Source organism: Micromonospora sp. DT63 (assembly GCF_049841615.1).
In the GTDB taxonomy this organism is placed as follows: domain Bacteria; phylum Actinomycetota; class Actinomycetes; order Mycobacteriales; family Micromonosporaceae; genus Micromonospora.
Map to the genome: position 1 here is coordinate 642708 of NZ_JBNCKQ010000004.1, position 14845 is coordinate 657552.

A 14845-nucleotide genomic window follows, 5' to 3' on the forward strand; every position below is an offset into this window, starting at 1 on the left:
ACCTCGACTACGCCGCGCGACTCTACCGTCGCCGGGTGAGCGAGCTCAGCAGTCCCGCCAGTGAGCGCACCGGGCTGCGCGTGGCGTTCGGCGGCGGCGTGTACCCGGCCGAGGAGATCGCCCGGGGCGCCGCGTACGAGCTGTTCAGCGCCGAGGAGGTGGCCGGCTTCGAGTGGGCGCCCCGTCCGGGCAGCGCCCTGCCGTGGCGCCGGTTCGTGCACGTCACCGAGGTGAGCGCGGTGCACGGTGCCGTCGTGCCGGCCGAGGAGCCGGAGACACCGCTGATGATGCCGGCGCACCGGGAGCACGGCTGGTCGCACGTACACCAGTTGAGCCAGCAGCCGTCGGCGGCGGGTGACCCGGTGTTGGCCGCGGTGCGTGCGTCGGCGGTCATCCGGCGCGGCACCCGGATGGTCAAGGTGCTCTCCGCCCGGCAGCTCGCCGGGTACGTGCGGGGTTGGCTGCCGCACGGCTTCTGCTACCGCGAGCACGACGTGGCGCACCTGCGTACGCCGTCGACGACCACCGTGTTGCGCACCGACGGCGACGTCGACCGGGACGGCTCGGACGTGGCGTACGCGCTGCGCTGGCGGGCCGCCGACCCCGGCGACTACGACGTGCCGGTGGGCGAGGCGCACCGGGGGCTGACGGCGCTGGCGTCCCGCGACCGGCTGGGCCCTCCGGTGCTGGGCACCGGTTTCGTCCCGAGCAACGGCCAGCTCATCCCCGAGTTCATCACCCGGGACTTCGCGGACCTGCCCATGCCGGCGAACGCGACGCTTGTCGCCTACCCCGCCGAGGGCGTCGAGGTGGTGCTCTACAGCTACCAGGCCGAGCAGCGCGCGTGGCTGCGGATGGTGGGCCCGCAGTGGCGGCACCTGCTGGCCGCGGTGCCGGGCCTCTCCCCCGACCAGGAGTACGTGCCGACCGGCGACGCCCCGCGCTCCACCCAGCTGGTAGGCCTCTACGGCGATACGGAGTACGAGGCGGTCGCCGACCTGCCCGGCGGGTTCCGGGTGCTGGCGATGACCCGGGCGGCCCGCTACCCGGTGGAGGCGGTGGCCCGGCGGCTGCGGTTCGCGCAGTGGCGGGGCGTGTCGTGCCTGGTGCTGCGCGAGGAGGCCGGCTGGCTGCGGCTCCGGCTGCGCTTCCCGGACCCGGACGCGGTGGTCGCCACCGGCGCGCAGTGCCACGACCGGGGTGTCTACGAGACCTGGGCGCCGGGCGCCGAGGTGAGCAACGACCAGGTCATGGACACCCGGTACGTGATGTGACGGCGCGCGGCGGTGGGAGCTCCCACCGCCGCGCGCCGTTCGCTGATCAGCCGGCCAGTCGGGCCAGCTCCTCGTCGACGATCGACGGGTCGAGCTTGCGGAACACCGGCTTCGGCGCGGCCAGCGGCCGACCGACCTCCAGTGGCACCGACTCCCAGCGCGCGCCCACCGTGTAGTCCCCGGTCAGCACCGGGTACGCCGGCCCGCCGTCCAGGTCGTCGACCTGCTCGATGACCGGCATCGGCGCGTGCACGCCGGTGCCGCCCAGCAGCTCGTGCACCTGCTGCGCGGAGTGCGGCAGGAACGGGGTGAGCAGCGTGTTGGCGTCGCTGACCACCTGGAGGGCGACGTGCAGGATGGTGCCCTGGCGGGGCTTGTCGGCCTCGGCCTTGAGCTTCCACGGCGCCTGCTCGGACAGGTACTTGTTGGCCTCGGCGACGACCTTCATCGCCTCGCCGATGGCCTGCTTCTGCCGGTGCCGGCCGATCAGGTCGCCGACCGTGTCGAACCCGGCGCGGGCGACGGCGAGCAGCGCCTCGTCGGCCTCGGTGAGGCCGGCCGGGTCGATCGACGGGATCGCCCCGAAGTTCTTCGCGGCCATCGAGACGCACCTGTTGACCAGGTTGCCCCAGCCGGCGACCAGCTCGTCGTTGTTGCGGCGCAGGAACTCGGCCCAGGTGAAGTCGGTGTCGTTGCTCTCCGGGCCGGCGGCGGCGATGAAGTAGCGCAGCGCGTCGGCGTCGTAGCGCTCCAGGAAGTCACGGACGTAGATGACCACCTTGCGGGACGAGGAGAACTTACGCCCCTCCATGGTCAGGTACTCGCTGGAGACCACCTCGGTGGGCAGGTTGAGCCGGCCCAGCTCGCCCGGCTCGCCGTCGCGGGAGCCCTCGCCGGAGTAGCCGGAGAGCAGCGCCGGCCAGATCACCGAGTGGAAGACGATGTTGTCCTTGCCCATGAAGTAGTAGGACCTGGCGTCCTTGCCCTCGCCGTCGGTCGACCACCACCTGCGCCACGCCTCCGGGTCACCGGAGCGGCGGGCCCACTCGATCGAGGCGGACAGGTAACCGATCACCGCGTCGAACCAGACGTAGATCCGCTTGTCGGGCCGGTCCCGCCAGTCGTCCAACGGGATGGGCACGCCCCACTCCAGGTCCCGGGTGATCGCCCGGGGCTGGAGGTCGTCGAGCAGGTTGCGGGAGAACCGCAGCACGTTGGGCCGCCACCCGTCGCGGGTGTCCAGCCACTGACGGAGCACGTCGGCCAGGGCGGGCAGGTCCAGGAAGAAGTGCTCGGTCTCGACGAACTTCGGGGTCTCCCCGTTGATCCGCGACTTCGGGTCGATCAGGTCGATCGGGTCGAGCTGGTTGCCGCAGTTGTCGCACTGGTCGCCGCGCGCGCTGTCGTACCCGCAGATCGGGCAGGTGCCCTCGATGTACCGGTCGGGCAGGGTGCGCCCGGTGGACGGCGAGATCGCGCCCATGGTGGTCTTCGGCACGATGTAGCCGTTGCGGTACATCCCCTCGAACAGCTCCTGCACCACCGCGTAGTGGTTGCGGGTGGTGGTGCGGGTGAACAGGTCGTAGGAGAGCCCGAGGCCGTGCAGGTCCTCGACGATCACCCTGTTGTACCGGTCGGCCAGCTCGCGCGGGGTCACCCCGTCGGCGTCGGCCTGCACCTGGATGGGGGTGCCGTGCTCGTCGGTGCCGGAGACCATGAGCACGTCGTGGCCGGCCATCCGCATGTACCGGGCGAAGACGTCGGAGGGAACGCCGAAACCGGAGACGTGGCCGATGTGGCGGGGGCCGTTGGCGTACGGCCAGGCCACTGCCGCGAGAACGTGACTCATGAGCAGCAAGCCTAGTGACCCGCCCGGGGCGTCCGCGAACCAATGGGGGGTGCTGGGCCGTCGGACCGGACCGACCACCCCGCCCATTGGTCCGATTTGTCGTCGACACGCGGTCCAACTGCCCGATCTGCCTCCGCCACCGGTGTGCAATGAACGTCGTGACTGGCAGAGGAGCGGCCCGGGACCACGACGAGCGTCCCACCGGGCCGACCGGCGACGACGAGCCCGGCGCACCCCGGGCCGGGGTCGCGCCGCAACCCCGGCCGGTCCCCGCCGCCGAACCCGACCTGCCCGGCCACCAGCGGCCCACGCCGGCCGGACGGGCGGCCGTGCCACGGCGGGACACCTCGACGGAGCTCGCGGCCGGCCCGGCCCGGCCCACGCCTGCCGCGCCGGCCCCCACCCCGGCCCGGCCCAGCCCGCAGGCGCCCGTGCCCAGCCCGGCCCGCCCGAACCCGCCGAAGCCGCCGAAGCCGCCGGCCCCGTCGGCCGACGGCGCGGCGACCGGGCGCGAAGCGGCCCGAAGGGCGGCCGAGGCGCAGCCCTCGACCGGGGCCCCGGTCGAGGTGGAGCCGACCACCGGGGCGCCGGTGGACGCGGTGCCACGTCGGGTGCCGGTACGCCAGCAGAGCCGTCGCCGGGATGTGCACCGGGTCGACGGGGACCGGCCACCGGACGACGAGGGCACGTTCTGGGCACCGATCGAGCAGGTGCACTGGGACGGCACCCCCGTCCGGGAGGACGTCGCCCCCCAGCGCCGTGCCGCGACGCGGGCTCGCCGTGACTCCTCGCGGACCTTGCCGGACCCGCTGCCCGGATTGACCGCGCTGGTGCTGCTGAGCCTGGTCGCGGCCTTCTTCGCCTGGGTCAGCGCCGGCCCGTTCTGGCTCGCGGTCGGGCACGGGCGCGACGGCACTGTGGTGATCGACAACTGCACCGGAGGCGGTCTGACCCAGCGGTGCCGGGGCATCTTCACCGCCGACGACGGACGGTTCCTGGCCCACGGGGTACGGGTCAGCGGCGTACCCGCCGGAGGTGGCGCCCCCGGGGCGGCGCTGCGGGCGCGGATGACCGGCCCGGACAGCGGCACCGCGTACGCCGACACCGGCGCGGGCCGTCACCTGCGCTGGCTGCCCGGGCTGCTGGCGGTGCTCGGCTGCGCCGCCGGCATCGTCCGGTGGACGGGGTCGGCCCGGCTGCCCGGCCGGCGACACCGCCGCTGGGCGGTGGCCGCCGCTCTCGCCGGCCCCGCGCTGATCACAGTCGGCTTCCTCGCCGCCGCGTGGTGAGTGCGCCGGGAGTCAGCTGTGCACGATCGTGTAGACCTCGCGTCGGCGCAGCGAGTATTCGGTGGCGACGTCGGTGATGGCGTCCCGGCGGGACCGGCCGGTGGCCTCCCGCTCGGCGACGGCCGCGCGCAGGGTGTCGTCGTCGGGGCGTTCCGGGGCGGTCACCGGCGAGCCGGCCACCACCAGGGTGATCTCCCCGCGCGGATCGCTCTCGGCGGCCCACCGGGCCAACTCGCCGAGGGGGCGGCGGAGCACCTCCTCGTAGGTCTTGGTGAGTTCCCGGCAGAGCGCGGCCGGCCGGTCCACCCCGAACGTCTCGGCCAGGTCGGCGAGCGCCGCCCCGATCCGGTGCGGCGCCTCGAAGAAGACGAGGGTGCGCTCCTCGGCGGCGAGCGCGCGCAGCCGGGACCGGCGGGCGCCCCCGCTGCGGGGCAGGAACCCCTCGAAGCAGAACCGGTCGCAGGGCAGCCCGGAGACGGCGAGGGCGGTGGTCACCGCGCTGGGTCCGGGCGCGACGGTGACCGGCGCCCCGACGTCCAGCGCGGCCCGGACCAGCCGGTAGCCGGGGTCGGAGACACTCGGCATCCCTCCGTCGGTCACCAGCGCCACCACGTACCCGCCGAGGATGACCTCGACCAGTTCGGGCGTACGCCGCTCCTCGTTGCCCTCGAAGTAGGAGACGATCCGGCCGCCGACCGTGACGTCGAGGTCGCGGGCCAGCCGGGTCAGTCGGCGAGTGTCCTCGGCCGCGACCACGTCGGCGGTGCTCAGCACCTCCCGGAGTCGGGCCGAGGCGTCGGCGGGGTTGCCGAGCGGGGCACCGAGCAGGATCAGGCGCCCAGCTTCGGACATTTCACCCACGAATTCGTCTCCTTCATCGACAGCGAATACCGGTATCAGGGACGACGGGCGCCACACGACACCCTGGCAGCCTACGATCGCCGGGTGACGAGTGCGTCGACAGCGCAGAGCCCGAGCGCCGACCCGGCAGACACGGTCGAGGTGTCCGGCGAGCCCAGCCCCCACCAGGAACCGGCGGCACCACGTGCCGACGGCGGGGGCATATCCGCCGTGGTCCGTCGCCGGTTCGCCACCGTCGACAGCCGGATGGACCCGTATTCGTGGCTCGCCACCGCCGTGGTGGTGGTGATCGCGGGGATCCTGCGCTTCGTGGGCCTGTCCAGCCCCAAGGGCAAGATCTTCGACGAGACGTACTACGCCAAGGACGCGTACGGGCTGATCAGCCGGGGCGTCGAGTGGAACTACAAGGACAACGTCCCGTCGTACGTGGTGCACCCACCGCTGGGCAAGTGGCTGATCGGCGTCGGCGAGTGGGCCTTCGGCTACCAGGACGCGGAGTCGAAGGTCTCCGTCGGTGGGCACCTGTTCACCACCGCGCCGGAGTTCGGCTGGCGGTTCTCGGCGGCCGTGATCGGCACGCTGTCGGTGCTGCTGCTGGTCCGCATCGGCCGGCGGCTGTTCCGCTCGACGGTGCTCGGCTGCGCGGCCGGCCTGCTGCTCGCGCTGGACGGCTTCCACCTGGTGCTGTCGCGCGCGGCGCTGCTCGACATCTTCCTGCTGTTCTTCGTGCTGGCCGCCTTCGGCGCGCTGGTGCTCGACCGGGACGCCCGCCGCCGGCGCTGGGCGCGCGCCCTGGACGACGGGCTCGACCCGAGCCTGCCGGGTCGCGCGGGTCGACCGCCGACCGGCTGGCGCACGTGGCCGTGGTGGCGGCTCGCCGCCGGGGTGCTGATCGGCTGCGCCTGCGCGGTCAAGTGGAGCGCGCTCTACTTCGTGCCGGTGTTCGCCCTGTTCGTGGTCCTCTGGGAGGTCGGGGTCCGCCGCTCGGCGGGCGTCCGCAGGCCCTGGCGGGACACTCTGCTCGACGAGGTCCCCTGGCTGGTGCTGGCCGGCGTGCTGATGGTCGGCACCTACCTCGCGACCTGGTCGGGGTGGCTGCTCAGCGACGACGGCTACTACCGGCTGGCGTCGTCGACGGCGTACCCGACCGGCTCCCTCAGCGACACCCCGGTGATCGGCCCGCTGGTCAACCTCTTCGAGTACCACCGTGCCGCGTACGGCTTCCACGCCCAGCTCGACGATCCGCACAAGTACCAGTCGTGGCCGTGGCAGTGGCTGCTGCTCGGGCGGCCGGTGGCGTTCCACTGGTCCGGCGACGGCGCCTGCGGGGCGCCGACCTGCGCCTCGGAGATCCTGCTGCTCGGCACCCCGCTGCTGTGGTGGTCGTTCCTGCCCGCCCTGGTGGCGCTGGTCTGGCTGGGCATCGCCCGACGGGACTGGCGGGCCGGCGCGATCCTGCTCACCGTGGCCGCCGGGCTGCTGCCCTGGTTCTGGTTCGCTCTCGACGGCCGGACGATGTTCTCGTTCTACGTCGCGCCGGCGCTGCCGTTCCTGGTGCTGGCCGTGGTGTACGTGCTGGGCGCGCTCATCGCTCCGCCCGGCGGTGACGTGGGTGAGACGGCAGCCCTGGTGCCCGGCGACGCGGGCTACGAACGCCGGCTGGTGGGCAGCGTCGCGGCCGGGGCGTACGTGTTGCTGGTGGGGTTGTGCTTCGCGTACTTCTATCCGATTTTCGTGGGGCGGGTGATCCCGTACTCGGACTGGCTGTCCCGCATGTGGCTCGACGGCCGCTGGATATAAGCACCGGCAGGCGACGCGCCGCACAGCGCGACGGAAATCGGGCCCGCACGCGTCTCGCGTGCGGGCCCGACCTCTTACACAAAGACGCGCGCCCCGATCGCCTGCCACGGGGGAAGCGGGCGATTGGGGCGCGCATGAAGAGCTTAACCACCGCGCACCACCGGCACAACGGGTCAACTTGGGTCAGATTTCCGACGGATTCCGCCCGGCACCACTACTCCCCTCCAACCGTTGACCGAGGGTGACCTGGCGTGGACCCAGCGCCCCGAACCTGCGTCCCGACGCCGACGGAGGCCGCCGCGAGGGCTGCCGGCGACGCGGCGCGAGGCACTAGGCTCGCCGTGGTGGGCGTCGCGATCGTGACGGGAGGCGGGATGCCGTGGAGCTGTTGGAGCGGGTCCGGACGATCTGCCTCGCGCTGCCCGAGGTGACCGAACGCCCCAGCCACGGGTCACCGACCTGGTTCGTCCGGGACAAGAGCGTGTTCGTCACCCTGCACGCCGACGGGCACCACCAGAACGACTTTCCCCACCTCTGGTGCGCCGCGCCGACCGGCGCCCAGGCGGAGCTGACCGCCGCCGATCCGGCCCGCTTCTTCCGCCCGCCCTACGTCGGCGGCCGGGGATGGCTCGGCGTACGGCTCGACGGCACCGTCGACTGGGCCGAGATCGACGAGTTGTGCCGGGACGCGTACCGGGAGATCGCGCCGAAGCGGCTTGTCGCACTGCTCGATTCGCCCGCCTGACCCGGCCGGTCCCGCGCGTCACCGGTCATCCGGGACGACCAACCACCCCAATGATCATCCAAAGTGGATTTCACTACACTGCCGGCCGTGATCAACTTCAGACGATCGGCGGCCGTCCTCCTCGGACTGCTGGCGACCACCGCGCTGACCGGGCCGGTCCCGGCGGCGGCCGACGAGGAGCAGGCGGCCGAGCCGCCCCGGGTCGAGCTGGTGCTCGACGTCAGCGGCTCGATGCGGGCCGCGGACATCGACGGGCGCAGCCGGATCTCGGTGGCCCAGCAGGCGTTCAACGAGGTGGTGGACGCGCTGCCGGAGGAGACCCAGCTCGGCATCCGGGTGCTCGGCGCGACCTACAAGGGCAAGGACAAGAAGGTCGGCTGCCAGGACACCCAGCAGATCGTTCCGGTCGGGCCGGTCGACCGGACCCGGGCCAAGGCGGCGGTCGCGACGCTCCGGCCGACCGGGTTCACCCCGGTCGGGCTCGCGCTGCGCTCCGCCGCGCAGGACCTGGGCACCGGCGCCACCACCCGGCGGATCGTGCTGATCACCGACGGGGAGGACACCTGCGCACCGCCGGACCCGTGCCAGGTGGCCCGGGAACTGGCCGCGCAGGGCACCAGCCTGGTCGTCGACACGCTCGGTCTCGCGCCCGACGAGAAGGTACGCCGCCAGCTGCTCTGCATCGCCGGGGCGACCGGAGGCACCTACACCGCCGCCCAGAGCGCCGACGAGCTGACCGGCCGGATCAAACAGCTCGTCGAGCGGGCCGGTGACACCCACACCCGGGCCCCGACAGTGGTCGGCGGCGCGAACGCCTGTGACTCCGCGCCGCTGCTCGCCCCGGGCGTGTACGCCGACCGGGAGGCGTTCTCCGAGCACCGCTACTACCGGGTGCCCGTACGCCCCGGGCAGGAGCTGCGCGCGTCGGTGAGCATGGCGCTGGACCGGCCGGTGAACCGGGACTACGGGGTGCTGCTGCGGGCCACCGCGGCGGATGGTCGGGAACTGGTCCGTGGCGCGGACGCCGGCAGCGGCCGGGCCGACGTGCTCTCCGCCGGCCTGCGCTGGTCGGCCACCGCCGACGACGAGGACGCCGCCGACGACGAGAACGAGACCGCCGAGACCTCGACGCCCGTCGTCGAGCCCACCACCGTCTGCCTGGTGGTGAGCAACTCCTTCGCCGCACGCCCGGGCACTGCGGCGACGCCCGGCATGCCGGTGGAGCTGACCATCGACGTGGTCGCCGCCGCGGGGACCCCGGACGGGCCGGACCTCGGCCGAGGCTGGGTGCTGCTCGCCCTGCTCACCGTGGCTGGCCTGCTCACCGGCCTGATCGCCGGCCTGCTCACCCGCTGGTGGGTCGCCACCTGGAGGGAGAACTGATGCGTACCGCACTGTTCCGGTCACTGGCGGCGCTGCTCGCCGCAGGCGGGGCCGCGCTGCTGCCCGGGGCTGCCGTGGCCGCCCCCACCCCGTCTCCCGGCGCCACGCCGGTGACCCGGGCCGGCACCTCGTTCCTCACCGCCACGCCGATCACGGCCGGCCAACCGGTGCGGGTGGACGCCTCGGTCGGCGATTACCTCTACTGGTCGTTCCCGGCGACCGCCGGGCAGGTGCACGAGATCAGCGCCACCGTCACCTTCCCGAAGGCACGCAGCGGCGCCTCCACCTGGACGATCGACGTGTTCGACGGGCTGCGCCGACGGCAGGCGTGCACCGCCGGGGCGCAGACCCCGACTGTGGACGGCAAGGCGTCGAGCGTGGCGCTGGGCTGCACGCTGCGCGAGGTGCGGCCCTGGGCGGAGCCGTGGTCGGCCGACCCGCTGCCCGGCACGTACGTCGTCCGGCTCTCCGTCATCGACCTGCCCGAGCCCGACCTGGGCGCACCCGTCGACGTGGACCTGCTGGTCGGCGTCCTCGCGGACCGGGGCGCCTCGGCCGACGACGGGGAGCTGGCCGCGCCGCTGGTGGCGAACACCAGGGCGGGCACGGTACTCAACGCCGTACCGACGCCCGACCCGGAGGCCGACGACGAGGGCGACTCGCTGACGGACTGGCTGCCGGATCTCGGCTCGCGGTGGATCTGGACCGGCATCGGCGGCGTGCTCGCCGCAGTGGCCGGGGTGTTCGGGTTCGCCCTGACCCGCCGGCCCCGCCGAGCCTGAACCCGCCCGGCCGCCCGGTGGCCCCGCCCGACGTCGGGCGGGGCCACCGGCGGGCTCAGCGACGTCTCGCGCCGCGTGGCAGCCAGCCGATGAACCGATCCTGCAACGACATCACCGGGGCCGCTCGCAGGTCCTCGGCGGCAGCGGCGAGACACGAGCCCAGGTAGACGCTGAGCATGGCCCGATCATCCCCGTACTCCGCGATCAGCCGGCTGCGCTTCGTCGCGCACGGCCACTCGTCGCCGCAGGAGCCGCAGCTCCAGCCCGGGGTCGTCGGTGCGTGGTCGTCGGCCCGACCCCCCGGCGGTTCGGTGCCATCGCTCATCGCAGGTCCTCTCCAGATGTTCGCGGGACTGGCCAGCTATTGATGGTGGTCCCCCCGGAGCCATCTTGGAGGGCGCGACGCGTCCCTCCGGTGTTACATCTTTGCGGTACCTTCTCCCGTCGTGGGAGTCGGAAATCTGACGGTCGAACAGATGACCCTTCGCTACCGGACGGTAGGTGACGGCGGTGCGTGACCTCCTGCCTCCGACGGTCGCCGTGGCGGTCGCCGCTCCCGACGACTGGACCGGGGAACTCCTCACCGCCGAACAGGCGTGCCTCGGTGAACGGGCGGTGCAGACCCGTCGACGGGACTTCACCGCCGGCCGGGTGTGTGCCCGTCGGGCGATGGCCGACCTCGGCCTGCCGGCGGTGGCCGTGCCGGCCGCCGCCGACCGCGCGCCGATCTGGCCCGCCGGGGTGGTCGGCACCATCACCCACACGACCGGCTACTGCGCCGCCGCCGCGGCGCGCGCCACCGACCTGCGATCGGTAGGCATGGACGCCGAACGGCACCGCGAGATCAATGCGGGGGTACGCCGACTCGTGCTGCTGCCCGAGGAGGAGGAGAGCCTCGCGCGGCTACCCTCCGACACCTTCTGGCCCGTGGTGCTGTTCAGCGCCAAGGAGACCGTCTACAAGGTCTGGCACCCCGTCGTCGGAAGCTGGCTGGACTTTCACGACGCCCGTTTGGACATCGACCCGGACGCCGGCACGTTCACCGCCCGGATCGCACCGGCGCGGGTGGACGCGGCGGAGGTCGCCGATCCCCCGAGCACGATCACCGGCCGGTTCGTGGTCGCCGACGGCCTGATCCGCACCGCCGCCGTCCTCACTCTCCGCTGACCCCGGCACCGTCCATGCTGGCCGGTCCGTCGACGACTCGCGGACGGTGGGACACGAGCCGGCGCGGCGACCGGCGGGTCGGCGACGCACGGTAGCGTCGGCGGGTTCCCGAACCGCACGTACGACGCGTCAAGGAGTACGGTGACCCACCCCCAGCCCCCCGCCGGGCCGCAGGACCCTCAGCAGCCGAACCTGGAGCCGCCGACGCAACCGTTCGCGGCGACACCGCAGCCGCAGCAGTCCGCCGCCGACCCGACGGTCCCGCAGGCGCCGATGCCGCCCAACCCGTGGTCGGCAGCGGCGAACCCGCCGCAGCCACCGTTCTCCGGCGGCGCGTATCCGCAGGCCGGCGGCGCCTACCCGCAGGCCGGCGCTGGGGCCTACCCACCGCCGGGTGTGCCGGGCTACCCGCTCATGCCGCCGTCGCCCGTGCAGACGAACAAATCGAAGAAGACAGTGGTGGCCATCGCGGTGACCGCGGCCGTGCTCACCCTGCTGTGCTGCGCGGGCGGCATCGTGGCGGTGGTCATCGGCGCGAACCGCGCCGCGAACGAGGTGACCGACGCGCTGCCCACCCCGGGAGTGACCCGTGGCGTCGGGCAGCCACCGGCCACCGCGCCGTCGCCCCGGGCGTCCACCGACGGCGAAACCCGGAACATGTCCGCCGGGGAGACCCTGGTCATCGACGACAACGGCGGCACCGTCGAGATCACCGTGACGAAGTTCAGCACCGCCACCAAGCCCTGCACGTCGTACGGCCTCAAGCCCGACGAGGGCATGTACGTGATCGCCGACGTGACGGTGGCGGTCACCAAGGGCACCGCCTCGGCGAACCCGCTCTACTTCCAGTGGGTCGCCGCCGACGGCACGGAGACCAACGCGATCGCCGGCGCCTTCTCCGGCTGCGGCAAACCGATGCCGGCCGCCAACGACCTGACCGCCGGCACCAGGCGCACCGGCAGCGTCGTGTTCGACGTGCACGACACCGCGGGAGTGCTGGAGTACCAGCACAAGTTCGCGACCGCCGGCTCCTGGAAGCCGTGACGTGCAGTGGGGCCGGCCCGATTGATCGGACCGGCCCCACGCCCCCGTTTGTCGCGCGCTCAGCAGCCCGTCCAGCGGACCGGAGTCACCCGGTCGTCAGGTACTGGTTGTTGTTCTCCCCGACCCGCAGGGCGGCGCCGGCGACGAATCTTGCCCGAGGTGCGGCGTGGTTGGAGGATGAGGCTGGTGAGGACCGATCGGCCGCCCTCGGGGCCTTCGCTGGACTATCACCTGGTCCTGCCCGCGCCGGGCGACCATGGGGCGGAGGGCCTCCTCGTCGAGGAGTTCACCCGGCACGACGACTTCACCACGACAGGGCTGCACAGCGTGGGTTGGACGCCGAACGCCGGTTGGTGGAGTTCCGCCCCGCTGAGTCGCGGCCTGCGCACCGATCCGGCAGTGCTCGCCCGGGTAGTTCCCATCGCACGCGTCGACGCCGCAGCCGCCTACCGTCGCCTCGGAGGTGGGCACCTGCCCGCCGAGGCGGTCCTGCGCACGCACTTTCGTGACCATCAGGCCTTCGCGGCCGCCCCGCCCCTGCGGCTCGGCCCGACGCAGCCACCAGAGGGCTTCCAGGAGCGACGCGTGTACCGCGTCCTCTTCGCCAAGGACCTCCGCGCGGATCAGGTGGCGACCCTGCGGGCCATCTGGCGGACGACGGACGGCGGCACCGCCGGGTCCGCCGCCAGCGGCCACCACGAGAGAGGCGGCCACCAGTTCTCGTGGGACCTGCGACGGGTCGGCCACACCCTCGCCTGGGCTCTTGACGTGACAGTCCTGATGGGAACCGGCGCGGCCGGGGCGGTGCGCTCGACCCTGACCGACCTGACGCACCTGCTGCGGCGGCACGGCCTGATCGCCGTGACCACCGAACGCTTCTGCTAGCTGTTCAAGAGGTGGAAGAAGAGCGTGTGGTGCTCCACATCGAGGAACACGGCGCTCAGCTCCGCGACGTGACTTCCCACGCTGTACGACGAGCTGTACTGCCACCGTGGCTTGTCGGGCAGATACGACGCGAGCGCCGGCCATACACCCGCCGGGCTGTTGGACAGAGGCAGCTCATCCGGGTCCAGAGTGGCGTACGGCACGAAGTCGTACTGGTCCGCCAGCACCCGCGCATCCTCCGGGCGCAGGTTGACCACGCCCTGGTACGCCCAGTCAGTCGGCCCCGGTCCAAACGAACAGGGGTTGCTCAACGGCCGCACCTGCCAGTGGATCTCCGGATCCGTGCCGACGCCCGGCAGGTCCGCCGGTGGGTCCCACGCATCGGTGCGCACCTTCGCCTGCGAAGCGTTCACCGACTCCTGGCAGGTACGTCGGTCGGCCGCGTCCTTCTGGACCAGGAGGAACCCGGCTCCGGCGCACACGATGGCCACCACCGGGATCGTCCAGGCCGCCGCGATCACGAGCTTGCGCAGATTCACGGACGAGAGCGTAGGTGGAGCACCGACGATCGGGTGCCCGCGGGACGGGCGAACCTGGTGTCCATGGCCAGCGGCACGGTCACGGACAGCCTGTCCGCCGACAGCCTCGATCGTCAGCGACCGTCACTGGGCTTCGCCGGTTCCCGCGCCGCCCGCTCGCGGCGCGCAGCCCGCCGGCCACCCCAGATCCGTGCCACGATCACCAGCGCCACCACCGCAAGCAGCACCTCCCCGCCCAGGCCGAGCCGCCGCTCCAGCAGCCCGTACGAGGCGCCAGCCAGGTAACCGAGCACCGCCACCGCCGCTGCCCACAGCGCCCCGCCGGCAACGTTGGCGACCGTGAACGTACGCCGCGGTATGCCGCTCATGCCCGCCAGACCCGGCACCAGCGCCCGCAGCGCGGCCGCCCAGCGGCCGAACACCACTGCGGCGGCGCCCCGCCGACGGATCAGGTCGAACGCATGGCGCACTTCACCAGAGCGAACGAACCGGCGTGGCGCCCGGTTCAGCAACCGCCGGCCGTAACGACGGCCAACCAGAAAACCCACCTGGTCACCGAGCACCGCCCCGGCCAGTGCCACAACCACCACCGCCCACAGCGGCAGCCTCCCGGAGTGGGCGACGACTCCGCCGACCAGCACGGCCACCTCCCCCGGCACCACCAGGCCGAGGAAGGTCGACGCCTCCAGCGCCGGGAGGAGGAACGCCAGGACGAGCACCAGGACGGGTGGCAGCGCCACCAACACGTTGAGCACCCGATCCATCCGGCAATTGTCACCTAATAGCCGAGTTGTGCCGCCCAGTGCCGCGGTATGGGGCTCTGCCCGGCGGACAAACGACGGACAAATGATCAAGGGCGAGTTCCCCGTCATCCGAGAACCCGCCCTGACCTGCTGTTTCTTGGTGGAGCTGAGGGGATTTGAACCCCTGACCCCCTCGATGCGAACGAGGTGCGCTACCAGTCTGCGCCACAGCCCCCCACCGGCGAACCGGCTTCGGTCCCACCCGGCTTACACCGGGCGGGCCGGCAGCAAGGCTAACAGGTCGCCGGCCTCCACCGCGAATCCGCCCCCGGTGCGGCGCTGACAGCAGTACGGAGATCGACTCGACTTCCCGGAAACCGGGGCATCCCGGACGCCCCGACACCCCGACTTCCAGGAAGCCGAGTCGATCAAGCGCCCGCACGTCCTTGATCGACTCGACATCGCCGATGTGGCGGCATCATCT

14 protein-coding genes and 1 tRNA gene are annotated in these 14845 nt (G+C 72.8%); 9 read left to right on the forward strand and 6 right to left on the reverse strand.

Annotated elements, in window-relative coordinates; translation table 11 throughout:
- Positions 1-35 precede the first annotated feature (35 nt).
- Positions 36-1274: a hypothetical protein gene (locus ACLQ27_RS18770; protein ID WP_425867825.1), complete on the forward strand. Its 1239-nt coding sequence runs from the start codon at positions 36-38 to the stop codon at positions 1272-1274.
- Between the two features lie 46 nt (positions 1275-1320).
- On the opposite strand, the gene metG is transcribed toward ACLQ27_RS18770, so the two are convergent.
- Positions 1321-3123 (reverse strand): methionine--tRNA ligase, encoded by a 1803-nt coding sequence (gene metG, locus ACLQ27_RS18775; RefSeq protein WP_357573353.1) that lies wholly within the window; start codon positions 3121-3123, stop codon positions 1321-1323.
- 158 nt (positions 3124-3281) lie between these two features.
- Between metG and ACLQ27_RS18780 the strand changes: the two genes are divergently transcribed.
- On the forward strand, positions 3282-4412 hold the full coding sequence (locus tag ACLQ27_RS18780; RefSeq protein WP_425867827.1) for a hypothetical protein: 1131 nt from the start codon (positions 3282-3284) through the stop codon (positions 4410-4412).
- A gap of 12 nt (positions 4413-4424) precedes the next feature.
- Here the strand turns inward: ACLQ27_RS18780 and rsmI are convergent, their stop codons facing one another.
- Positions 4425-5264, reverse strand: a complete 840-nt coding sequence (gene rsmI, locus ACLQ27_RS18785) for a 16S rRNA (cytidine(1402)-2'-O)-methyltransferase (RefSeq protein WP_425867889.1) — start codon at positions 5262-5264, stop codon at positions 4425-4427.
- Between the two features lie 255 nt (positions 5265-5519).
- Between rsmI and ACLQ27_RS18790 the strand changes: the two genes are divergently transcribed.
- The 4 genes from ACLQ27_RS18790 (at position 5520) to ACLQ27_RS18805 (ending at position 9983) form a co-directional block, all read left to right on the forward strand.
- Positions 5520-7073 carry a dolichyl-phosphate-mannose--protein mannosyltransferase gene (locus ACLQ27_RS18790; protein ID WP_234585793.1) on the forward strand — a complete coding sequence of 518 codons (1554 nt, stop codon included), beginning with the start codon at positions 5520-5522 and terminating at the stop codon, positions 7071-7073.
- A 379-nt stretch (positions 7074-7452) separates the two neighbouring features.
- Positions 7453-7818, forward strand: coding sequence for an MmcQ/YjbR family DNA-binding protein (locus ACLQ27_RS18795; RefSeq protein ID WP_357490655.1), 366 nt, complete (start codon positions 7453-7455; stop codon positions 7816-7818).
- Between the two features lie 87 nt (positions 7819-7905).
- Positions 7906-9201 (forward strand): VWA domain-containing protein, encoded by a 1296-nt coding sequence (locus tag ACLQ27_RS18800; RefSeq protein ID WP_357490657.1) that lies wholly within the window; start codon positions 7906-7908, stop codon positions 9199-9201.
- Positions 9201-9983: a peptidase gene (locus ACLQ27_RS18805; protein ID WP_234585446.1), complete on the forward strand. Its 783-nt coding sequence runs from the start codon at positions 9201-9203 to the stop codon at positions 9981-9983. The genes ACLQ27_RS18800 and ACLQ27_RS18805 overlap by 1 nt, the downstream gene beginning before the upstream one ends.
- A 55-nt stretch (positions 9984-10038) precedes the next feature.
- Here the strand turns inward: ACLQ27_RS18805 and ACLQ27_RS18810 are convergent, their stop codons facing one another.
- A complete protein-coding gene (locus ACLQ27_RS18810) occupies positions 10039-10308 on the reverse strand; it encodes a hypothetical protein (RefSeq protein WP_234585444.1) in 270 nt (89 codons plus the stop codon).
- A 185-nt stretch (positions 10309-10493) separates the two neighbouring features.
- Here ACLQ27_RS18810 and ACLQ27_RS18815 point away from each other — a divergent pair, with 185 nt between their 5' ends.
- The 3 genes from ACLQ27_RS18815 (at position 10494) to ACLQ27_RS18825 (ending at position 13079) form a co-directional block, all read left to right on the forward strand.
- Positions 10494-11150 carry a 4'-phosphopantetheinyl transferase family protein gene (locus tag ACLQ27_RS18815; protein ID WP_357490660.1) on the forward strand — a complete coding sequence of 219 codons (657 nt, stop codon included), beginning with the start codon at positions 10494-10496 and terminating at the stop codon, positions 11148-11150.
- Positions 11151-11291: 141 nt separating this feature from the next.
- Positions 11292-12194, forward strand: a complete 903-nt coding sequence (locus ACLQ27_RS18820; RefSeq protein WP_357490662.1) for a hypothetical protein — start codon at positions 11292-11294, stop codon at positions 12192-12194.
- A gap of 186 nt (positions 12195-12380) precedes the next feature.
- The gene (locus ACLQ27_RS18825) at positions 12381-13079 is read left to right on the forward strand and encodes a hypothetical protein (RefSeq protein ID WP_425867831.1); all 699 of its coding nucleotides are present in this window, start codon (positions 12381-12383) and stop codon (positions 13077-13079) included.
- Here ACLQ27_RS18825 and ACLQ27_RS18830 read toward each other — a convergent pair.
- From ACLQ27_RS18830 to ACLQ27_RS18840, 3 genes are all read right to left on the reverse strand, one after another.
- Entirely contained in the window at positions 13076-13618 is a 543-nt protein-coding gene (locus ACLQ27_RS18830) for a hypothetical protein (RefSeq protein ID WP_425867833.1), read from the reverse strand. The two genes, ACLQ27_RS18825 and ACLQ27_RS18830, sit on opposite strands and share 4 nt — an antisense overlap.
- 113 nt (positions 13619-13731) lie before the next feature.
- Entirely contained in the window at positions 13732-14382 is a 651-nt protein-coding gene (locus ACLQ27_RS18835; protein WP_425867834.1) for a DedA family protein, read from the reverse strand.
- Between the two features lie 137 nt (positions 14383-14519).
- A tRNA-Ala gene (locus tag ACLQ27_RS18840) sits at positions 14520-14596 on the reverse strand.
- Positions 14597-14845: the final 249 nt, after the last annotated feature.